This window comes from Thermocaproicibacter melissae (assembly GCF_024498295.1).
Lineage (GTDB): Bacteria > Bacillota > Clostridia > Oscillospirales > Acutalibacteraceae > Thermocaproicibacter > Thermocaproicibacter melissae.
Genome location: NZ_CP101827.1, coordinates 355,696 through 379,140, shown reverse-complemented (window position 1 = coordinate 379,140; position 23,445 = coordinate 355,696). Strand labels below are relative to the sequence as shown.

The 23,445-nt window shown below is 45.7% G+C and carries 14 protein-coding genes and 1 pseudogene; 10 read left to right on the top strand and 5 right to left on the bottom strand.

Annotation, left to right across the window (positions count from 1 at the left end):
- Positions 1-15: 15 nt before the first annotated feature.
- The 6 genes from NOG13_RS01880 to NOG13_RS01855 all read left to right on the top strand — a co-directional run bounded on the left by NOG13_RS01880 (position 16) and on the right by NOG13_RS01855 (position 9,561).
- Positions 16-1,176 (top strand): glycosyltransferase, encoded by a 1,161-nt coding sequence (locus NOG13_RS01880; protein ID WP_283110621.1) that lies wholly within the window; start codon positions 16-18, stop codon positions 1,174-1,176.
- A complete protein-coding gene (gene wzy / locus NOG13_RS01875; RefSeq protein ID WP_283110620.1) occupies positions 1,169-3,847 on the top strand; it encodes an O-antigen polysaccharide polymerase Wzy in 2,679 nt (892 codons plus the stop codon). The genes NOG13_RS01880 and wzy overlap by 8 nt, the downstream gene beginning before the upstream one ends.
- A 4-nt stretch (positions 3,848-3,851) precedes the next feature.
- On the top strand, positions 3,852-5,579 hold the full coding sequence (locus NOG13_RS01870) for an asparagine synthase-related protein (protein WP_283110619.1): 1,728 nt from the start codon (positions 3,852-3,854) through the stop codon (positions 5,577-5,579).
- Positions 5,572-6,858 (top strand): oligosaccharide flippase family protein, encoded by a 1,287-nt coding sequence (locus NOG13_RS01865; RefSeq protein ID WP_283110618.1) that lies wholly within the window; start codon positions 5,572-5,574, stop codon positions 6,856-6,858. The genes NOG13_RS01870 and NOG13_RS01865 overlap by 8 nt, the downstream gene beginning before the upstream one ends.
- 218 nt (positions 6,859-7,076) lie before the next feature.
- Entirely contained in the window at positions 7,077-8,204 is a 1,128-nt protein-coding gene (locus NOG13_RS01860) for a DegT/DnrJ/EryC1/StrS family aminotransferase (protein WP_283109802.1), read from the top strand.
- Positions 8,205-8,244: 40 nt separating this feature from the next.
- The gene (locus tag NOG13_RS01855; protein ID WP_283109801.1) at positions 8,245-9,561 is read left to right on the top strand and encodes a nucleotide sugar dehydrogenase; all 1,317 of its coding nucleotides are present in this window, start codon (positions 8,245-8,247) and stop codon (positions 9,559-9,561) included.
- Positions 9,562-10,168: 607 nt separating this feature from the next.
- Here the strand turns inward: NOG13_RS01855 and NOG13_RS01850 are convergent.
- On the bottom strand, positions 10,169-11,548 hold the full coding sequence (locus tag NOG13_RS01850) for an MATE family efflux transporter (protein WP_283110617.1): 1,380 nt from the start codon (positions 11,546-11,548) through the stop codon (positions 10,169-10,171).
- A gap of 16 nt (positions 11,549-11,564) precedes the next feature.
- On the opposite strand from NOG13_RS01850, the gene NOG13_RS01845 reads away from it, so the two are divergent.
- From NOG13_RS01845 to NOG13_RS01835, 3 genes are all read left to right on the top strand, one after another.
- Positions 11,565-12,608: an AraC family transcriptional regulator gene (locus tag NOG13_RS01845; RefSeq protein WP_346347660.1), complete on the top strand. Its 1,044-nt coding sequence runs from the start codon at positions 11,565-11,567 to the stop codon at positions 12,606-12,608.
- A 144-nt stretch (positions 12,609-12,752) separates the two neighbouring features.
- Positions 12,753-13,226: a MarR family transcriptional regulator gene (locus tag NOG13_RS01840; protein WP_283110615.1), complete on the top strand. Its 474-nt coding sequence runs from the start codon at positions 12,753-12,755 to the stop codon at positions 13,224-13,226.
- 51 nt (positions 13,227-13,277) lie between these two features.
- Positions 13,278-14,429 carry an alpha/beta hydrolase family protein gene (locus NOG13_RS01835; protein WP_283110614.1) on the top strand — a complete coding sequence of 384 codons (1,152 nt, stop codon included), beginning with the start codon at positions 13,278-13,280 and terminating at the stop codon, positions 14,427-14,429.
- Positions 14,430-14,680: 251 nt separating this feature from the next.
- Here the strand turns inward: NOG13_RS01835 and NOG13_RS01830 are convergent, their stop codons facing one another.
- Positions 14,681-16,726: a thioredoxin domain-containing protein gene (locus NOG13_RS01830; protein WP_283110613.1), complete on the bottom strand. Its 2,046-nt coding sequence runs from the start codon at positions 16,724-16,726 to the stop codon at positions 14,681-14,683.
- Positions 16,727-17,024: 298 nt separating this feature from the next.
- Between NOG13_RS01830 and NOG13_RS01825 the strand changes: the two genes are divergently transcribed.
- Complete coding sequence (locus NOG13_RS01825; protein WP_283110612.1) at positions 17,025-18,233, top strand: glycosyltransferase family 4 protein; 1,209 nt, start codon at positions 17,025-17,027, stop codon at positions 18,231-18,233.
- Positions 18,234-18,425: 192 nt separating this feature from the next.
- Here NOG13_RS01825 and NOG13_RS01820 read toward each other — a convergent pair whose 3' ends face one another.
- From NOG13_RS01820 to NOG13_RS01810, 3 genes and pseudogenes are all read right to left on the bottom strand, one after another.
- Complete coding sequence (locus NOG13_RS01820) at positions 18,426-21,365, bottom strand: glycoside hydrolase family 3 protein (RefSeq protein ID WP_283110611.1); 2,940 nt, start codon at positions 21,363-21,365, stop codon at positions 18,426-18,428.
- Between the two features lie 183 nt (positions 21,366-21,548).
- Positions 21,549-22,106, bottom strand: a complete 558-nt coding sequence (locus tag NOG13_RS01815) for a fibronectin type III-like domain-contianing protein (protein ID WP_283111132.1) — start codon at positions 22,104-22,106, stop codon at positions 21,549-21,551.
- 114 nt (positions 22,107-22,220) lie between these two features.
- Positions 22,221-23,438: pseudogene (locus tag NOG13_RS01810) on the bottom strand (glycoside hydrolase family 3 C-terminal domain-containing protein); the annotation flags it as partial.
- Positions 23,439-23,445 lie beyond the last annotated feature (7 nt).

Below are 23,445 nucleotides of genomic sequence, written 5' to 3'. Positions count from 1 at the left end.
ATAAGGGTTGATTATATGAAAAAGTTAGTTTATATTTTTACATATAAACTTCCGGACGTTTCCGGAGAAAGCAATGGCAACGGCGTCATCAAAAAAATATGGAACCAATATGAAATATTCCGGAAATCTTACGATACCTATCTGCTCGGCTACACCGGCAATCAAATTGGCTTGTTTCACGAAGACAAAATAACAATTATGCCGAACTCCTTTTTGAAAGTGCCCAGAAGATGGAACCTGTTTGCCGCGGGGGAAAAGATTGCGCAGGAGATGGGAGCATCCTTTTTTTATATTCGGTATGGCTTTAGTGATGGCATTTTTGTTAAAATGCTGCGGGCAATCAAAAAGAGCGGTGCCTCCACGATTCTGGAAATTCCAACTTTTCCTTATAAGCGCACTTTTTATCGGGACCGACTTCTTCACCGTCTGATAATGCGGCCGCTCGACTGTCATTACCGAAAAAAACTCTTCCATTATGTCGACCGTATTGCAACCTTTTCGGAAGATAGAAAGATTTTCGGGATTCCTTGCATACATATCGTCAATGGAATCTCCGTTAACAGTATTCCGGTTAGAAAACCGGTTCCTCACAAGGATGCCATTCACTTAATCGGCGTAGCATCCATGCGGAGTTCTCATGGATATGACCGCATGATCAGCGGGTTAAGTGAATATTACAGAAATGGCGGGGAAAGAAAAATCGTTTTCCATGTCGTTGGCGACGGTCCGGAACTCCCGAAATACAAAGACATGGTCGAAAAATATTCTCTGCAAAGCCATGTCATTTTTCATGGACCCCAGTTTGGCGAGGCATTGGATGAACTTTTCAATTCAAGCGATGTTGCTGTAGAATGCCTAGGCTGCCATAGAAACAATATATTTATAGAGAGTTCCTTGAAAAGCAGGGAGTATGTGGCAAGGGGAATCCCGATGATTTCTTCCTGCAAAATTGACGTCATTCCGGAAGATTTTCCTTACCTTCTTCCTATTCCGGGGGATGAAAGTCCCGTCGATATTTCGGAAGTGCTCAAATTTTACGATAAAGTCTATAAAGCGGAACCTGTGGAAACTGTAATTCAAAAAATGCGAGCTTTTGCCCTCCTTCATTTTGATATGGAAAATACAATGCAGCCAATCTTACAAGAATTTGAACGGATGAAATCGGAAAATGAGTAGAATTTTAAAAAAGATAAGCTTGCCTTATATTGTTTTGCTTGCGATTGTTTTGTCTTTTATTATTGCTCTCTCCTTAGGGAACAATAATATTGTGTTCCTCTCAATCCTTGCCCTTTTTCTGTGGAATATCGTTTACTGTTTTGAGGATCTGAAAGGAAGAGTACTGTTTTTTGCCTTTCAGATTACTTTCTTTACCTTTTTGCTTGGAAAACTGACCGTTCGTTTCTTTTCCGGACAAACATTTCTGGATGGTTTTTCGGACAGCATACTTCGGCATATCTTTCTCTGCCTGTTTTTAAGTATGCTGTCCGTTTTTGCAGGTTTTTCGATTTTTCACGGAAAAAAACAATCATATTCCACCCCTTCGGCACCTATGCAATCGGATTTAGGCCGTTTCGTCCGCGACATTAGCAAAGTTGTTCTTTATGCGACATTTGCGCCTTACATGGCCCAAATTATCGAAAGAATTATTTTTGTGAGGAATTCTGGGTATTTAAGCTATTATAGGGAATTTAATTCCGCTATTCCCTTCCCCATTAAAAAGTTGGGGGAAATGTGTATTCCTGCTCTTTTCCTTTTCCTTGCAACTATGCCGTCGAAAAAGCAATGCAAAATTCCTCTGTTGCTATATTTTCTGGCCGGAGTCGCCACTTTAGGTTACGGTCAAAGAAACGGATTTGTTCTAGCAGCCGCCTTGATTCTTATTTATGCCTGCCTTCGTGACAAAATCCATAACGACGGTACCGTTTGGGTCAGTAAAAAAATGATTCTGTGTATCATTCTGGCGATGCCGTTTCTGCTGGTCTTTTTGTCGTTACTTCTCTATTTCAGAATGAATCAAATGGCAAAGTTCTCATTTTTTAGCGCAATTACCGATTTTTTTGATCGACAGGGCATAACGGTAACATTGCTCGGTTACGGCATACAGTACCAAAATGATTTTCCTGCTGGAAAGTTTTATTTGTTCGGCCCAATCATCGACTTTCTCAATAAAAACGTGATATCACAGTCCTTGTTTCATTTCCCTGTTTACCGTTCCCAGACGGTGGACATGGCTCTTTTGGGAAATTCTTTCGGCCAAACAATAAGCTATTTTGTCAATCCTGATCAATATCTAGCTGGCTTGGGGTTAGGCTCCTGCTATATTGCCGAGGCTTTTCATGATTTCGGTTACGTCGGGGTTGTTTTAGTCAGTGCTCTGTATGGATTTATTTTAGCGAAAAGCACTCGAATTTTTGAAAAACACATGTTTTTAGGTGCGTTTCAGCTTTTTATGGTGAAAGAAATTCTCTACGCACCTAGGGATGCGGCTTTTACGTTTCTAACATCCGCATTTAATTTTATTAATGTTTTTACGGTCCTTGGCATTTGTTTTTTTGCAAAGGCGCTTTTAAATCTGCAAAAAAAACGGTCTACCATGCCCCATGGAAAATCTAATAAGATCCTTGTTCTTATTAATTCTTGTTTCCCCTATGACAAAGGAGAATCCTTCCTGGAAAATGAAATACCATTTGCAGATGGTTTCGACAAAATCTATCTTTTCCCCTGCCAAGTAGAGAACGACCAAACGAAGCGTATCGTTTCTAACGATAAAATTCAGATTATTCCTCTGAAAAAGGTCACCGGTAAAGGCAGAAAGCTCCTTCAATCCATGATATGCCTGTTTCATCCGAAATTCTGGAAAGAACTCAGGTTTCTGATGCAAAATGGAAAGATGAATTTTCGGACAGTTAAATTCCTGCTTTCTTTTATGCAAACAGGAATGTCCTCTACCCAGAAAATCAAACGGCAGCTTCAGAAAGACGGCATTTCCGAAGAATCCAACATTGTTTTTTATTCCTATTGGATGTTTTATCATGCATTTGCCGCTGTCAGCCTGAAAAAACAGTTTCCAAACAGCAAAGCTGTTTCCAGGTGCCATGGCTTTGATCTTTACGAGTATCGCAACCCAGATCATTATATTCCCTTTAGGCAATATATTATCGAGAACTTGGACACGATATTCAGCATTTCCGAAGACGGGAAAAACTACATCGAAAGCAGTTACCCAAATTTCAGAAAGAACATAGTGGTCTCCAGGTTGGGTACTATGGATTATGGAGTCCGAACGATAGATACGATATCGTCGCCTTTCCGTATCATTTCCTGTTCCTGGATTTCGCCGGTAAAGCGCGTTTGGAAAATTGTTGACGCCCTCTCACAAATTCGGGATATCGAGATTGAATGGACGCACGTCGGAAGCGGTCAGCAGTTTGAATCGCTGAAGAAGTATGCCAATAAAAAGCTGGGGCCCAATATCCATGCGGTTTTCTTAGGCGCCGTTTCCAACCTTGATTTAATGAGGCTATATCAGCAAAACGATTATCATCTTTTTGTCAACGTTAGCGAATCGGAGGGAATCCCGGTATCAATCATGGAGGCAATGTCCTTCGGAATTCCCGTCGTTGCTACGAACGTAGGCGGCGTCGGTGAAATCGTCTTTGACGGAAAAAGTGGGATTTTAATCGATAAGGATTTCGATAATCAGGATTTAGTCAATGCCATTAGGGATTTTGCGACAATGGATATCTCCGTTTATGACGCATACCGGAATAACACCCGAAAATGCTGGGAAAAAAAATTCAACGCTGCTAGGAATTTTACGGAATTTTATAAAATACTAAGGGGATGAAACTATGCCCGGCTTTTTTATATCAAATCGGGATTGTGATTGCCAGATCAACAATTTTTACAACGATTGCTGTAACCGGGAGAAAATCTCTGATTGCGGTTTCGTCATTCAGCGAAACACGTTGAATAAACTACTGGACGATAAGATTTTTCAGCAAAATGAGCACTATATTGTTATCACCGAAGGTGTTATCCTCAATAGAACCACTCTGATGAAGAAATATGGAAAAACTGATTTTTTTGAAACCGTAATTTCCATGTATGAAACCTGTGGCGAGGATTTTTTCAAGGATTTCCGCGGCAGTTTTTCCGGAGCAATCTATTTAAAGTCCAATAAAAAATGGATTATTTTTACCAACCATGTTGGTGACAAACAAGTCTTCTATTACATAAACGGAGAAGATTTTGCGGTTGGAAGCGAAGTAAATTATCTTGTTGAGTGGATGAAAAAATCCGGTATCCAATACCACATGGATGAAACGGGTATTTACTTCCAGCTGACTTATGGATTTATGGGCGACAGCAACACTCTGATTCAAGAAGTGAAAAAGCTGCAAGCCGGAACTTACCTTGTCATTAAAGATGGCAAATATGAGATAAAGACATATCATCGTTTCCGTTATAACAAATATGATTTGTCCGCCCTCCGAGAGGATGAGATTATAGAAGGAATCGACCAGCGATTCAGGAAAGCCGTTCGCCTCGAATTTGAAAAAGACAAGGAGTACGGATATCGGCATTTCGGTGAGTTGAGCGGCGGTCTGGATTCCCGCATGACACTTTGGGTTGCAAATGATTTGGGATACCGGAATATCACGGCAGCGACCTATTGCAAATCGGGATATATAGATGAAAAAATCGCAGAGCAAATTGCATGCCATTGCGGCTTTCAATGGATTTTCAAATCTCTGGACGATGCCAGCATGATGTTTGACGTCGATAAGATTACAAAGATGTCTTTTGGGCTAGATTATTATTTGGGTATGGCCCATTCCAACAGCCTTTATGAACATTTAAATCTTAAAGATATCGGCTTATGCCATACCGGGCAGTTGGGCGATGTTATTGTCGGTGGTACCTATGCTTTCTATCCATATCCTGTAAAGAACTTTGATGTTCATAAAGCAAATTCTAATATGCTGATTTCCAGAGTTGACAGGTCACACCTTAGGCAGTATGACTGGCTTGAGCTTTATTGCCTTTATGTGCGGGGATTTTTGGGAACACTGAACTCTCACGCGATGCGTCAAAACTATTTTGAAATTGTTTCACCGTTTTTGGATATTGATTTTATTGAATACTGCCTTAGCATCCCGCTGAATATGCGGTTTCAACATAATATCTATAAAAAGTGGATCGTGAAGAAATATCCGGATGCGGCTCAGTTCAAATGGGAAACAATCAACGCAAAAATAACGGACAGCAAACTTAAAGTTGCACTTATTCATATTATCAGGCGAGGTCCTGCAAAACTGACGAAAATGCTAGGCATAAAGTCTGACCTGACGCTGCCTGTAAATATGAATCCGTACGATCTGTGGTATTTTCACAAGGCGCAAGTAAAGGAATTCATGGATTCTTACTTTGCCGATAACATTGAAACTTATGGAATGGGAGCGCAATTGTTGGAGGATATGAAAATGATGTATACACGCGGCAATGCAACGGAAAAAGCACAGGTACTGTCTGTACTGTCGGCTTTGAAACTCTATTTTGATAAGAAAAATGGATAAATACGTTAATCGCTTGAAAACTCTGCTACAAAAAGGCCTTTTCCACATCATGGGAACCAACATTCTTAATTATCTGATTTCTTTTGTGACAAACATTCTTATTGTTCGGTTCCTCAGTAAAACCAATTACGGAATATTTAGCTATGCTTATAACCAGTATTCTCTTTTCCTGCTTTTTTCAGGGATGGGCCTAATTAGCGGAGTTCTGCAGTTCGGCTCCGAAAAGAGGCCGGATGAAGAGAAGGAATCCTACTTCAGGTTTGGGTTGACTGCCGGACTCATTTTTAACCTCCTGATTTCAACCTTTATTTTTTTGTATGGCAGGTTCGTAAATATATCTATCCCGGAATCGGCACCGTATATCTGCGAGCTGATGCTGCTTCCCTTGTTCGACTATGTGTTTAATTACATTGCGATTCTTTTGAGAATCCGCAAAAAGAACAAGGAATACGCAAGACTGATGAATATCAATACCATTTTGTACTTCCTTTTTGCCTGCTCTGGTGCTTATTTTTACGGAATTACCGGCACAATTCTGGGGAGGTATTTTGCATTTTCGCTGTCAATTATCATTGGAATCCGTTTCTGCAAGTATGATTTCCAGAAGATGCGCGGTGTGCAAAAACTTTATTCAAGTCAAAAAAGGGGCATCTTAAAGTATTCTATTATCGCATGTCTGAGTAACTCCATTTCATCTTTGCTTTATCTGATTGATATTGCTTTAATCGGTCTTTATATAAAAGACTCTGTCACAGTGGCAGTTTACAAGGTTGCCACAACTATCCCGAACGCTATGGTTTTTATACCATCGAGCATCATGGTTTTTATTTATCCGTATTTTGCGGAACAAAATCAAAATTTTGACTGGATCAAGCAAAAATACTACTCAATGCTAAAGGCCCTACTTCTTGTAAACGCGTTCATCAGTCTTTTGCTGGTTATTTTCGCGCCTTATATCATCTCCATTCTTTGGGGACAGGAATATCTGGACGCCGTAATACCGTTCCGTATCCTATCGTTCAGTTATTTTATATCCGCTTCATTCCGTATCCCTTGCGGGAATATTCTGGCGATGCTAAGAAAAGTAAAGGTAAATTTAGTTGTAAGCATTATTTCCGGAATTTGCAATATCCTTTTAGATATGGTTTTGATTCCGTATATGGGGCCAAATGGAGCCGCAGTCGCCACACTTTCCGTGGTGGCGATTTCCTCCGTTATCGCTTTTCCCTATTTGCTTTACTATATTAACAGTAACATCTCTGATTCTAGAAAGGTCTAACGTATGATATTCTTTCCCATAAAAGCTGATGTCTAATCAAGAATCTACAAATCATTCCTTCAAAGGGTGTTCGGGATAACTACTGGCAAGCGGTCCGGGGTCTGTGCATTTTACTTGTAGTCGTAATTCATTGTGCAAACGGTTTGGATTATATCGACCGTCCGGGTCTGGAATGGAACTACTAATCCGAAAACGGCTTGAAGGAGGAAAAATAGCCAATGGGCAAAATTGAATTTAATGACCTCGGCGCCCAGTACCGCCACCTGAAGAAGGAAATTGATGCGCAGATTGCTGCGGTACTTTCGGAAGCGCATTTTATTTCAGGTCCTCAGGTGGAGCAGCTGGAACATGAGCTTTGCGAGTATACAGGCAGAAAATACTGCGTGGCGACAAGCAGCGGAACCGCTGCATTGCTGCTGCCCCTCATGGCAAAAGGCATCGGCAAGGGGGACGCAGTTTTTGTGCCGGCGTTTACCTTTTTCGCGAGTGCCGAGGTGGTCAGCCTTACGGGCGCTACACCGGTTTTCTGCGATTCCGAGGAGGATATTTTCAATCTGGACCCCGCTTCTCTGGAGGAGCAGATTGAAAAAGTTAAGCGCGAAGGGAAACTTAGGCCAAAAGCGGTCATTGCGGTTGACCTGTTCGGCCATCCGGCAGATTTTCCCCGTATTGAGGAGATTTGCCGCAAGAACGGCCTGTTTCTGTTGGAAGATGCCGCACAGGGCTTCGGCGGTGCCATCGGCGAACGAAAAGCCTGTTCGTTCGGAGATTGCTCCGGGACGAGCTTCTTCCCGGCCAAAGCGCTCGGCTGCTACGGCGACGGTGGCGCGGTGTTCACGGACGATGAGGAAACTTACCGCTTGCTGACGTCGCTGCGGGTCCATGGCAAAGGCACTATGAAATACGACAACGTCCGCATTGGCTTGAACGCACGGCTGGATACTCTGCAGGCTGCGATTCTTCTGCCGAAGTTGCACGCGTTTGATGAAGAGAATGAACACCGCAGACGCGCGGCAAAACGATACAACGAAAAGCTCAAAGACCGCTTTGTCGTTCCTCAGGAGCGGGAAGGGTTTACCTCCAGCTACGGCTACTACACGCTTAGGGCAAAAGACTCCGCGGAACGGGCAAAAGCTATGGATGCTTTGAAAGCAGCGGGAATTCCCTGCATGATTTACTACCCGAAACCGCTTCATCTTCAGAAGGTCTATGAGCCGCTCGGCTACCGTAGGGGCGATCTTCCGGTCGCGGAGAAATTGGCGGATACCGTGTTTAGTCTGCCTATGCACGGCTATATTTCGGATGACGTTATTGATGAAATCTGCTCTATTTTGAATAAGATTTAAGAAAGAATAGAGAAAATAAGAAAGAATAGAGGAAAAGCTTATGGATATCAAATCGGAACTTCTGGGAAAAATTAAAGATAAGTCTGCGGTAGTCGGAATCGTCGGTCTCGGCTATGTGGGTCTGCCGCTTGCGGTAGAGTTTGCAAATGCCGGCTACAAGACCATCGGTTTCGATGTGCAGACCAAAAAGGTGAATGCCGTAAATGCCGGCCATAACTACATCGGCGATATCGTCGACGATACGCTCAAGAAAATGGTGGAAAGCGGAAAACTTTCCGCGACCTCAGATTTCTCATTCATCAAGGATGTGGATGCCGTTGCCATTTGCGTGCCGACTCCGCTCGACAAGTATCAGCAGCCGGATATCAGCTATGTAAAGGGCTCCACGGAATCTGTGGCGAAGTACGTTCATCCCGGCATGGTTATCATTTTGGAATCCACCACTTACCCGGGAACCACGGAAGAACTGCTGAAACCGATTCTGGAATCAAGCGGCCTGAAATGCGGGAAAGACTTCTATCTCGCCTTTTCACCGGAGCGTGTGGACCCCGGCAACAAGCAATACAAGACAAAGAACACCCCGAAGGTTGTCGGTGGCGTCGGAAAGGATTCCACGGAGGTTGCGGCGGCTCTCTACCGCAGTGTTCTGGCCGGCGGTGTGTTTGAAGTTTCTTCTCCCGCCGTTGCGGAAATGGAAAAGCTGCTGGAAAATACTTACCGCAACATCAACATCGGCCTTGCAAACGAAATGGCCATCATCTGCCACCGCATGGGAATCAATGTCTGGGAGGTCATCGAGGCCGCCAAGACGAAGCCGTACGGCTTCCAAGCCTTCTATCCGGGGCCGGGCCTCGGCGGACACTGCATTCCGCTTGACCCGTTCTACCTGACTTGGAAAGCCAGAGAGTTTAATTACCACACACGCCTGATTGAAACCTCCGGCGAAATCAACACCGGAATGCCCGAGTATGTGGTGCAGCGTGTCATGTCGGTTCTGAATAAAAAGAAGAAGGCCCTGAACGGCTCCAAGGTGCTTGTTCTCGGCGTCGCTTATAAGGCGGACATTGACGATTACCGGGAAAGCCCGGCTCTGAACGTCATTGACCTGTTCAAGCAACAGGGCGCACAAACGACCTATTACGATCCGTATATTCCGGAGTACCGCTACAAGGGCGAAACTTGTGTCGGCGCGAAAGAACTGACAGACGAGATGCTGAAAGAAGCGGATATCGTTGTCATCTGCACCGCACATTCCTGCTTCGATTACAACAGGATTCAGAAGCTTTCGCAGGCAGTGTTCGATACCCGCAATGCCATGAAGGACGTCAAGGACCGTTCCAACATCGAGCTTTTATAATTACGTTTTTCTTAGCTTGGCTGAATTTCAACAAATAAAAATTCACCCCGTTGGATATATTTTTTATTTAGGCATATTCAATCAACGCAAGTGATTTAAGACAACATAAAAAGGAGTCTTCGGAACATCCGAAGACTCTTTTTTACGCAAGGGGGCTCTTACCGATAAGCAGGATGCTCGATAATTCTGCCCATTTGCGGAATAAAGGCCTTTTAAGCGCCTATTCCTTGATTACTCTTTGTTTTTTTTACCACATATGCAATGAGATAAACAATTGTCAGTACTGTGAACAGCAGGAATGGAATCAATATATCTGATTTGGTAACATACTCCCAGAGGAAGAAGATAAATGTTGCAAGTGGAAACAGCAAGCCTCCAAATTTCATCTTATTCACGAGCATAATCTCTATGATTGAGCAGATAATTAAACCGATGGTGCCCTTTCCTTCAATGTATCAAAAGTTGTCATTTTGGTTTATATTGCTTACCATATATATTTTACGCAATAGAAAGACCGCATGAGACAACCTATAAAAAGCTGTTTCATGCGGCTTTCTATTTTACCTGTTTAAGAGGAGAAAACCTATATTTTAGTGTCTCGTATTCGTTATTGCGTAGAAAGATTCACTACCCATCTCTCTTTTTTCAATGCGTAATTGGCCACCATAATTTTGCCAATATCCAAGGATTTTGCTGCCAGATACATGATAATCGGGCTCCAATTCGTAAAGGCGGCCATAAGGAACAGCATCGGAATCATCACTGCGGCTGTTCCGCCGTCTACCCACATGCAGACCTGTGTATCACCGCCCGCACGCAAAATAGCCAGTTGGACATTGATATAAGTCCATAACGGTATCAGCACTGCAATCAGCATCACCATGCCTTTGCAGATATTCTGCGCATTCTGACTCAGACTGACAAATACAATCGGTACAAGTGCCGAAGCGCCAAAACAGCCTAAGCACAAAAACAACCCAAATACCACTGCTGCAGACAGCATCCATACTTTTTCCTGTCTGGCGCGGTCTAGTTGATTGCTGCCGAGGGATTTTCCTATGATGACACCCGCCGCTGTGGTAATGCCAGTATAGGATGAGGACAACAAGTTTGAAATGGCAAAGCTTGCTGCTATGCCGGAAACAACATCGGCCCCGCCTCTGCTATTATAAACCGCCGACGCAATGGTTTCCGACGCAACAAACATTAGCTGCGAGAGGATAATCATGGAACCTTTTCGGAGGATTTCTCCAAACAGTTTCCAATCAATCCGCTTGAGAACAGACATGTCAACAAAGTCCGGTTTATCTTTCACGGTATAACCGACAAATAAAAGCATTTCTATGGTATTCGCAATAATGGCGGCATACGCTGCGCCCTTTACTTCCAGTCTCGGCATACCCAAATTCCCGTAAATCAGTACCCAACATAAGAAAGCATTGATGACTGCAGCAGACACCGAGATTATCAGAGGAACTTTTACCTTCCCTATCTCCCGGTAACAAGTTGCGAAAATATAGGAAATAATCATTTGCACTCCGACAAATCCCATTAAAAACATGTATTCTTCTGCATAGTCTAGGATAAAATTCGCTTGTTTGTTCCCTATAACCATGAGTCCCAGAACTTTTCTTGTAAAAACCATCGTCACAAGAAAATAAACAATGGACAAGGAGAAAGAGGTTATCAGCTTAAATGCAAAGGCCTGCCGCATCCCTTCCTTATCCTTCGCCCCTGAAAACTGTGTAAGAAAAATTCCTCCCGACGTGCAAATCGCATTTTGCAAAATGATAAAGATATATAAGACTTGTCCGGAAATATTTACACCGGACATCTTGACGTCTCCCAGCCCCGACACCATAAAGCTGTTAATCAGCGAAATCAGGCTTTGCAGGAGAGCTTGGAGCATGACAGGAATTCCAATCATAAAGGCTTTTTTGTAAAATTGCATATCTCCGAAATATTTTCGGTACGTTTGGATTCTCATATTGGATTTCTCTCCTATGTCGCTTGAAAATCTCCCTTGTTGCAAATATAATAATATCGTTCGGATTAGATATTTTATATCGAAACATCGCCTAAAAATATCAAAATATTTTTTATTGGGTGATATTATGACAGATTCGAGTGATAATATTACAATCCGCAGCGACCGGTCTCAAATTGTAGAATACAACAATCCGCTTTTTGAGTGCTTCGCTCAAACAAATTATTTTGCCGCGAATAAGCCTTATCACATAACGGAACACTGGCATGAAGATTTTGAATTATTTTATATTCTTGACGGAGAATTGGGATATTGCGTCAATAGAAAAAGCATCATCCTTCATGCGGGAGAAGGGATTTTGGTAAATTCAAAACGAATCCACTCCAATCACTCGGTGCCGGGGAAACCTTGTGCTTTCTATTGCAGCATCATCCACCCTTCTCTTTTATGCAGCTCCAAATACATAGAACAGACTTACCTAGCTCCTTTGCTGGGCGCAAATTCCTTTGATTATTTGCTTTTAAACCGGAACGATTGGACGCACGTCATCATCGACGAAATGGAAAGATTGTTTGAGGACTCGGATAACAAGACCATCGAGCTAGACATTTTAGAATCTTCCTTCCGAATCTGGAAAAACATTTATAAGCATGTAGAAACCCCACCTACAACAGCCGGGCCTGCCTCCTTTGAAATCGGCACGTTCAAATCCATGATTCTGTTTATTCAGCATCACTATATGGAAAAGATCTCTCTGGGAGATATCGCTGCCGCGGGAAATGTGGGAAAAACGCTTTGCGCAAAGCTGTTCAAAAAATATGCCTCGAAAACTCCCGGGGAATATTTAATCTACTACCGCATTCAAAAGAGTATCGAACTGCTGACAAAGACAAATTTGAGCATCACGGAAATCAGCTATGCCACCGGTTTTTCAAGCGCGAGCCATTACACAAAAACATTCCGTGAAAGGATGGGATGCACTCCGTTGAAATTCCGAAAAGACAACGCAAACGACAAATTAAATTTTTCTCTCATTCCTCAAAGAGAAAGACTCAGTTGATGTCCGCAAGTACAATGTTTTCCCGGCACGAATTTCTCCGGCAGAACAACCGACAGAAACTGGCCGGGAAACTTTTGCTTTCTTGACTTTTTTGAGCTTCGAACTATAATGTTAAGTATATTAACAGAATGGGAGATGTGATCCATGGCTGCTCCGAATCAAAAACAGTTGGACCTTCTCTGCGACCGCTTTTTGCAAACAGTCCATCAGTTCGGCGAACTGGAAAAGCAGGTTCACACCTTCGAGGACGGCCAAAAACTCCACCTATCAGAAACGCATACAATTGTGGCAATCGGCAGCCACGACGGGATTAATATGGTCACACTTTCTAAGCTGCAGGGCGTTTCCCGAAGCGCGGTTACCCAAATGGTCGGCCGACTGGTGAAAAAAGGGTTTGTAAAAAAAGAGGTATCGCCGAGAACCGAAAACGAAGTCGTTCTTTCCCTCACGGAAAAGGGAAAACAGGTTTGCCGGTGGCATGAGAACCAGCACCAGTGGCTCCGCGAACAGCTGGCAAAGCGTTTCGCACAATATTCCGGTTCGTTCGCCTCGCAGCTCGCTTCTCTGATGGATGAGATGCAGTCCATCTGGAATTCCGTTCCCAAGGATCTAAGATGATTTTTCAACCGTAAATGTTAAGCGAATTAACAGATGACTGGAGGAATCCCCATGAGCTATCAGCAGCTAAATCCCATCACGCAGCTGAATTTTCAGGCAAACCGTGTGCTGACCTACGGCAGCCTTGCCTGCAATGCGCAGGAGGTGCAGGAAGCGGTGCGGGATGTTCGGACGCTGGAAGAATGGGACCGTGCTTGGAGCGCGATTGCCCAAAAAGCGGAACGGAAAAAGCGCTGGCTTCACGCCGCGTATTACTACCGGATGGTGGAATTTTTCCTGAAGGCCGAGAATCCGCGGAAAGAGCAAATCTACGAAAAATGCCTTGCGTGTTTTTACCGCGGGTTTGATGACGAGCTGCATCTCCGCTATCAACGGCATGATATTCCGTTTGAAGGCGGCACGCTGCATGCGATTCATATACCTGCCGAGAAGGAAAAAGGAACCGTACTGGTCTGCGGAGGATATGATTCTTTTATTGAGGAGTTCGTACTGCAGATTCGCGATTTGGCGGACCGCGGATATTCCGTCGTTTTATTTGAAGGGCCGGGCCAGGGCTGGTGCCTGCGGGAAAAGATGTATTTCCGGCACGACTTTGAAAAGCCAGCATCCGCTGTGCTGGACTATTTTGGCATTAAGCGATGTGCCATGGTCGGCATCTCTTGGGGCGGTTATTTTGTCCTGCGCTGCGCGGCCTTTGAAAAACGAATTGTGGCCGCGGCTGCTTATGATGTGATGGATAACGGCCTTGAGGTCATGACGAATGTTTTCCCGAAGCCGATTTGCTGTCTGATTCGATGGGCGCTGCGGCACAGAAAGGAAAAACTGGTGAACGGACTGACCGCCCGCATCCGCAAGAGAAGCATTCTGGCGGACTGGGCTCTTTCCCAAGGGATGACGATTACGGGAACCGAAACGGTCTTTGCGTTTTATGAGGCACTTTCCCGCCATACGCTCTCCGGAATTGAGGACCGCATCACGCAGGATATTCTGCTGCTCGCCGGAGAAAAAGACCATTATATCCCCGTAAATCAGTACTATCGCCTCAAAGAAAGCCTGCATCATGCGAAAAGCCTCACCTGCCGGCTGTTCACAGAAGCGGAGGGCGGCGAACAACATTGCCAGATTGGAAATCACATGTTGGCGGTTAATACCATTTTGGATTGGCTGGACCGAGTTTACGGAGAACACTTCACTCAGTCCTGATCCCCTTCGGCAAAGTCACGCTTTCGGTTATAAAATAAGGGTTTCCTGCATACGAATCTCTCCGGCAGAACAGCCGAGAGAATTCGATTCGTGTCTGGAAACCCTTTTCTTAATGGCATTGAGATCGTACCGGATAGAATCATTTACGACCTGACGGAATTATTAACGCTGTCATTTTAAGCGTTCGAGGCAGGAAAGGACCTGCCAAACGACGTGACATTGAAAAGGAGAATATATGGGCATAATTTCCTTTATGACTCGAAAATCAGCCGCTGTAAAGTCTGCAAATCGGTGACCGGTGCCGAACATTTTCCTTCTTTGCAGAGATAATAAGCCGTCCCTTGGGCCGGAATCGGATAGCTTTCGGTGTAAGGTGCCAGTTCCGCTAATGCTTTTTGATTTGCTTTTGTCTTGACCGTGGTGAACGGAAGCTGTTCCTGATGGCGGTGCAAAAAAGTAAGCAATTCCGGAGGTACTTCCTCGCCGGAAGTTACGCAAATGAGTTCCTGAGACGGATAAAATTCCTCCATCAAGGTGCATAAAGCAGCACAGCTTGCCGTTGGAAAGTCGGAAAGATAGCCGGAATAGAACCTGACTTGCTTTTGGAAGAGGGTATTCCACTCTGTCTCCCCCGTAAGCCGAAAAAGCCACAGAAGTACGGCAAGAGCAACGGAATTGCCGGAAGGTAACGCCCCGTCGTCTGTTTCTTTCGGGCGGCCGATTAAAGATTCGGCGTCTTTTGCATACAAATAGAACCCTCCGTTTTCCTTATCAAAAAACAAGTCAACCATCTGTTTGGAGCAGATAATTGCTTTTCTTAGATACGACACTCGGAGCGTAGCCTGGTAGAGTTTCAGCAGGGCAAACGCATAAAACGCATAATCATCCAGCTGCGTGTCAATGCCGGCTTCGCCCTTGCGCCAGAGGTGGTACAGCCGGCAGGTCTGGTGATTGAATAAAGACTCCGAAATGAATTGCTGCGCGTTTTGCGCCGCTTTGAGGTAAACGGGTTCATCGAGCAGAATATAGGCATCTGCAAGAGCGGATATCATGAGAGCGTTCCATGCGGTTAGGACTTTATCATCTTTATGAAGCACGGTGCGCTTTAAGCGGTAATCCGCAAGGATTTTGCAGTCGGCCGCGATTTGCGGATTTCTTTCCTCATATCTCGAATTTTCGATTAAATTTGGTACGCTTCTGCCCTCGAAATTGCCGGTTTCGGTAATGCCAAACCATCGGCAGAATTCTTCTGCTTCCGCTTTTCCAAGCACCGCGGCGACTTCATCCGGCGTAAAAACATAATATTTACCTTCTTCGCCCTCGCTATCCGCATCCTGCCCGCAGTAAAATCCGGACTGTTCATCGGTCAGCTCGCGTAGAACATAGCGCAGTACGTTTTCGGCAATGCGCCGGTAAAGGGGGCTATCGGTCTTTTGGTATGCTTTCAAATAAACTTGTGCAAGCAGCGCATTATCGTAAAGCGTCTTCTCAAAATGGGGAATCAGCCACTTTTCATCGGTCGAGTAGCGCGAAAATCCTCCGCCGATATGGTCATAGATGCCACCCCGATACATTTGGTCTAACGTATGCCGAACCATTTTGAGCGCATCCTCATCACGCTCGGCTGAGGAGTAGCGCAGCAGAAACAGCAGGTTGAACGGAGTCGGGAATTTGGGAGCAGCACCGAACCCTCCCCAATCCGGATCGTAAGCCTTCCGAAACCACCGGAAAGCACGCTGAAATACTTCCTTAGTAAGTTCAGAGGCAGGGCGTTTTTCCGTTTCCAGCTGCTCAAGCATACGGACTGCGTTTTCACCGGATTCCAGCAGTTTTTGTTTATCGGTCTTCCAAAGCTGTGCGACCGACTTCAGAAGCTCCAGCAGTCCCATTTGGCCATATTGCGAGGTTTTCGGCAAATAGGTTCCGACCCAAAACGGCTTTTGCTCCGGCGTCATGAGAACCGTCAGCGGCCATCCCCCGCTGCCGTGGAAAGCCATGCACACAGACATATACACGGCATCCACATCGGGGCGCTCCTCCCGGTCCACCTTAATGCAGACATAATCCCGATTCAGAATTTCCGCTACCTCTAAGGATTCAAAGGATTCATGCGCCATCACATGGCACCAGTGACAAGTGCTGTAACCGATGGAGAGAAAAATCGGCTTGTCCTCCGCTTTTGCCTTACGGAAAGCCTCTTCGCCCCACGGGTACCAGTCGACGGGATTATGGGCATGCTGTAACAAATACGGAGACTTCTCTTTCGCTAATCGATTGGTTTTTTCGTTGTCTGCCATGCGGCCGCCTCCTTTATCTTGTAAATACCCTATTCTAAAATTATTTCATCTTTTCGGATCTTATTTCTTCCTTTTTTTGGTATATGGGCTTTTTCTGTTTTTGTAAGAAAAATCGTTCTTTCTTGTCCGGATAGTGGCATGCTTTCCAAAGAAAGTGCTATACTAGGTGATACAGGCGTTATGAATCCATGGAGCGGCGTGAGACGTCGGCAGGATTGCGCTTGGCGGCATTTACCATGTAAACGTAGAGCAGCCGAGTTATACACAGACGTGAATAAGAGAATGTGGGGAAAATAAAGTGAAAGTTTTGCAGATTAATTCCTGTTGCGGTGTTGGAAGCACCGGGAGAATAGCCGCCGATATATATAAGGCATTGGAAGAACAAGGGCATCAATGCAAAATCGCCTATGGGAGAGGGAATGCTCCAGAGGACATTGATACCATAAGAATCGGTTCGAGTTTAGATAATTATTTGCACGTAATCAAAACCCGAATCTTTGACCAACATGGTTTTGGCTCTGAGAATGCTACCAGAGCGTTAATCAAGCAGATTGAAAATTATGACCCCAATATTATCCATCTACATAATGTTCATGGATATTATGTAAACATTGATATTCTGTTCAACTATTTAAAAGAAGCGGGAAAGCCTGTTGTCTGGACACTGCATGACTGTTGGCCATTCACAGGCCACTGCGCTTATTTTGATTATTGCGGTTGTAAAAAATGGGAAACAGGATGCTTTGCATGTCCGCAAAAGCGGGAATACCCTGCTAGCTTTGTCGCTGACAACTCAAAATCGAATTACGAGAAGAAAAAAGAGCTTTTCACGTCGATTAAAAATATGGCGCTTGTTACACCCTCCCAATGGTTAGCAGGGCTTGTGAAGCAGTCTTTTCTTAGGGAGTACCCCGTACATGTAATTCCGAATGGAATTGATTTAAATGTTTTCCAGCCAACAACCGGAGACTTTAGAGAGAAGTATCATCTGCAGAATAAAAAAATTGTTTTAGGCGTTGCAAATATTTGGGATGCGCGTAAGGGATTAAAGTATTTTTTGCAGCTGGCAGACAAATTAGATGATTCTTGCCAGATTGTGATTGTCGGTGTGACAAACAAGCAAAAAAAAGAACTGCCGTCTAAAATTCTGGGAATTACCAGAACGGATAATGTAAAACAACTGGCTGAAATCTATACTGCCGCTGATGTTTTTGTCAACCCAACCCTGGAGGATAATTTCCCCACCACGAATCTGGAAGCGCTGGCATGCGGTACCCCGGTAATCACATTCAAAACTGGAGGAAGTCCGGAAAGTTTGGATGCTACCTGCGGAATTACTGTGGATGCGGGCGATCTTCAGAAATTGGCGGAAGCGGTGGAGCAAGTGCTGCAAAACCGCTTTACTAGGGAATCCTGCATCAAAAGGTCTAGACAATTTGACGCAAATAGGTCTTACGCAGATTATTTGAATCTCTACAACAATTTATTGCATGAAGCAATATCATAATCGGCCTTCCCATGCTCTTGCCTTTCTATTTTGAACGTCAGTCTGCCAACTGAAGTTTTGTTCTCTACACATATCTAAAATGCAAAAAATACCCGCATGAACCTGAAAGTTCATGCGGGTTTTTACTTTGTGGACAACGGAATATTTATTTAATTTTGATGACGGCTTTGTCCGGAAAAATCCAAATCCGAATCAGATCCACTCTTCCAGCCGGTCGTGCTCCGAAAAGGGCGTAGGCGTCAACTGCGGGTAAGTCCGGTACATGGCCAAGGAATTCATAATTACCTTAAGATTGTGGCAAGCACATCTTTGAACATCTCCGACGCAGATGCTTCTTTTTCTCCGCAGGTTGCCTCGATAGACGATTTGCCGTCCCTGGCCTGTGACGTGTGCCACATCGGTTGTGACGTCGGTATACTCCATGTAAAAATCAGCCGGGCTGGTTCTTTGGACCACGCAGTTCAGGTGAATCTTTTCTCCGTTTACCAGAATCACGCCGTCTTTTTCTTCTGCAGTGTATCCTTCTTTCAAGTTTGCCGTTACAGTGTCTTTTCCGTCCGGCTTCGGTGTAAAGGAATTCCACATTGCCTGCCGAATCGGAAGGAACGGAACTACCTTTTCAAATACAATCTGCCCTTTGTCATCGAAATTCGGCATAACGGTCTCAACAGCCATAACGATGTTTAACGCCCGCTGTTTTCCTCCCGGCATGATGAGGTCATTCCCGGCGTGCATGGATTTGTACGGGGTGGATGCGCCCCCGTTCCAGTCCGTCATAATCAGTCCCTGAAAACCCCATTCACCGCGGGCGATGTCGGTGTTCAGGTCGCGGGAATCCGCCGTCGGAACGCCGTTAATCAGATTATACGAAGTCATAATCGCCATCGGCTGGGCCGTTTTCACGGCAATTTCAAAGCCTTTGAGGTAGATTTCCCGCAACGCCCGTTCGCTGACGATGGTATCTACCGCATACCGATTGCTCTCCTGATTGTTGGCGGCGTAGTGTTTGATGCAGGCACCCGTGCCGGGGCGGGATTGAATGCCGCGTGTTATCGCCGCAGCCATAAGGCCCGAAACGAGCGGATCTTCGGAAAAATACTCAAAATTTCTTCCGCAGAGCGGATCACGATGAATATTCAGGCTCGGGCCGAGAATCATCGTAATGCCGTATTCTTCCATTTCTTCTGCAATGCCACAGCCCACACGGAAAAGAAGGTCTCGGTCAAAACTCTGCGCCAGCAGGGTACCGACCGGCCACACCGTGCAAAACTGATGTTTCTTGACTTTTTTGCCGGTAGATAAGTCGGTTGCTTCAAATTCCTGCTTGACTCGAATTCCGGCCGGTCCGTCGGCCATTACAATGGACGGAATTCCATACTTAGCAAAAAGGCTGCCAGTTGTCTCGCCGGCTGCACCGGGAATGGTGCTGGAGTTTTCGCCGATGATTGGTTGCTCCTGATTTGTTACGCCCCATCCCGTACCGCAGTTTAGTGTAGCCAGTTCTTCGGTATCCATTTGAGCAACGAAGTCTTCCAGCGATTCTCTGCCTTCTTTCACGTCTTTCAGAGTAATCGACTTTTTTTGCACGACTTTTACTTTTTCATACGGCATCGTGGGTTTATAATCGGGGTCTGTCGTATAAGTTACGACTTCCTCTTTTTCAAGGCATGGTTTCCGAAGCGGAATGTTGTTTCCGTCGCATGTTAGAACAAAAATGGATTCATCCTCCCAGTTTTCATCCCTGCATGGAGTCCTGCCAGCTTTGCTGATTTCATGCAGTTCTTCGGAAAGCGGATATTCGTTGCGCAGTTGTTCCGTCACGACCGCTTTTTTCAGCTTCAGAACAACAGCCGGAATCGTATGTCTGGATGAATTGCCGATACGAATTCTGTAATCGCCCTCATCCAAGCGATAGCAGGCGTCTTTTTCACAGTAGGAAGCCATATCGCGGATTCGGAACCGAATGAAGAGCGTCTGAGATTCTCCGGGCTTGAGTTCTTTTGTTTTCGCAAACGAGGCCAGTTCCTGGAACGGCTTTTCCACGCCATTGATTTCATTCCAGCCGCCGGGGGCGGAGTAATAAACCTGCACCACTTCACGCCCGGAATACACGCTGCCTTCATTTTTCACTTTTACCTGAAGTTTGACCCACTCCCCTTCCAGTTCGGCTCCTTGGCATTCCATGGAAAATTCCGTGTAAGAAAGGCCGTACCCGAACTCGTAACATGGTTCGATTCCGAAGGTATCGAAATACCGATACCCGACATAAATACCCTCTTCATATTTTTCTTTGCTGACATCGTTGTCGTTGTAGGCAAAGGTGGCAGACGCGGGATAATCGCTATACTTCATCGCCCAGGTTGCGGTGAGCTTTCCGGAAGGCGTGACTCTGCCCGTGAGCACGTCCAAAAGTGCGTCGCCGCCTTCCTGACCAGCCTGCGACATCAGGAGTACCGCGCCGATTTTCGAGTTCTTCCGAACGGTGCTCATATCCACAACCCCGCCGACGTTTAGAACCAGAATCATTTTCGGGAAAGCATTGGAAATTACTTCCACATTGTTCCGTTCGGTCTGACTGATTTCATAGTCCCCGATCTCATACTCCATTCCGTCAATCGTGACATTTTTCTTTAGGCAGCGGTCCGCACCTTCTCCGGAATTTCTGGAGATGACATACACGGCGGTGTCGGTCATCTTAGCATATTGAGAAACCTGCTCCGCAGAATAGCTCATCTCGGGAAAAACAAACATGTGCAAAGGATCGCCGATTGATTTTTCTTCCGCTGCGTCGTACTTTGCGGCGTACTCGTTCAGCAAGTCTTTCGTAACGACATGATATCCTGCGGACAGAAAAGATTGCATGATGTTAATGTGGTACCGAGGGCTTTGGTTCACATGAACGATGCCGCCTCCAAGAAGTCCTCCGTTCAGCGGATCGCCGGAACCGGTTCCTCCTCTTACCGTACGCACTGCACCGCAGCCGAACAGAGCAATTTTCTTTGACTCTGCTTTCAGAGGTAGTGTTCCGTTTCGGTTCTCCAAAAGCACCATGCCGCTCGCCGCGGCCTCTCGCGAAAGCGACGCGTTTCTCTTTTCCCTCATTGACATCGGGTAGTCCAGTTGGTTCTGCATATGATTGCTCCTTGTGTGTTATGTTGCCGGCTCTTTGCAATGTGCCATGCCGTGAGAGGCTTGTCCAAAATTTTTGCAGTTTGCCGGATGAATCAGAAACTGTTGCCCAGACTTAGATGGCATACTCCGTGAAAGAAAATGGAAGGCGATGTAATCGTTCTGAGAACATCGCCTTTGTGGTTATTATCGAAGCGTTTTAATGAGTTCTTCCATGTCTTCGGAGAAAAAGCTGACCATGCTGTGCAGCGGCATTCCATCAATCATCTGATGGAACATTTCCGAGTTTACGGTCTCCGATGACTGGCCGAATGCTTTCCTCATTTTCTCCAAGGCAGATTCCAGCAGCTCCGGCTTTTCGCCGTAACGGAGAACATCGCCGATTGTTGTGGTATCGGTAATTTTCAGAGGAATTCTTTCCGTGCTGCTGATTGTGACTTTATCATGAAGCGGAAGGTCTCGGCTTGAAGTGCCGACGAAAATCTCATATTCTCCGTTCCCGGTGTACCAGCCCGGAATTCTCGTTTCATAATAAGCAAAGCTGCGTTTGTCTAAGCAGAACGAGACGGTCTTTTCCTCGCCGGGGTTCAGAAATACTTTCTGGAAACCCTTCAATTCCCGAACCGGACGAATTGCTTTCTGCTCTTCCGGCGGTGACACATAGAGCTGGATGGTTTCCTTTCCGGCCACCTTGCCTGTGTTTTTCACCGTGACGGATACGGTAAGGGTATCTGTATCGTTCATTTGGTCGGAAGAAAGCACCAAATTGCTTAATGCAAACGTGGTGTAGGAAAGTCCATGGCCAAACGGGAAAAGGACTTGCATCTTTCGTGCATCATACCAGCGGTAGCCGACATAGACACCTTCGCCGTAATTGACTTCGGTTTCGCTGCCCGGGAAGTTCAGATAGGAAGGTGTGTCTTCCAGACGAAGCGGGAACGTTTCCGCGAGTTTTCCACACGGATTTGCATCCCCGAACAGCAGCCGGATTTCCGCGGTTCCGACGCCCTCGCCGCCAAGGTACATTTCCAGCACGGACGGCACCTTATCAATCCACGGCATGGATACGGCGCTTCCGTTGTGAAGCACAACGACTGTGTTCGGCTGGACTGCGCAAACTTTTTCAATCAGCTCATTCTGACATGCCGGAAGGTCAAGCGTTGTACGGTCATACCCTTCCGACTCGTAGCTGTCCGGCAGGCCGGCAAAAATGACGGCGACCTTTGCTTCCTTGGCGGCTTTCAGCGCTGCCTCAAGCAATTCGGAATTGGTGGTTACTCCGTCGGCTTCATACCCCGGAGCGTAGGTGATTCCCTTCAAACCGGATTTTTCAGCGGCTTCGAGAGCGGAATCCACCCGAAAGCTATTGATGTGGCTTGAACCGCCTCCCTGATAACGTGGAGCTTCGGCAAATCTCCCGATGAAAGCAATCTTGTCTGTCTTATTCAGCGGAAGCAGCCCGTTGTTGTTTTTCAGCAGCACGGCGCTTTCTTCCGCAGCCTTGCAGGCCAGCTGATGGTGCTTTTCTTTGTCGTAGGACTCGATTTTTGTTTGTTCGTCCAGCCCTTTTTCAATCCACTTCAGAAGATTTTCAACGGCTTTGTCGAGTGTCTCCATTTTCAGCGAGCCGTTTTTGACCGCCTCAACGATTTTCGCGTCGTTGCGTCCGTTGCTTGACGGCATTTCAAGGTCCAACCCGGCTTTCAGCGCCTCGCATCTGCGGTTCATGGCACCCCAGTCAGTCATGACAATGCCGTCAAATCCCCATTCCTTACGGAGCACCTGATTCAGCAGCCATTCGTTCTCGCAGGAATAAACCCCGTTAATCTGGTTATAAGAGCACATCAGCGTCCACGGTTTTGCCTGCTTCACGATTTTTTCAAATACGGCCAGATAAATTTCCCGCAGGGTCCGTTCGTCTACACGGTCACTGATGCTCATCCGGCGGGTCTCTTGGTTATTCGCGGCGAAGTGCTTTACGCTTGTGCCAACTTTTTTGCTTTGCACGCCCTTAACATAACTCGCCGCCATTTCTCCAGCAAGATAAGGGTCCTCCGACAGATATTCGAAATTCCGTCCGCAA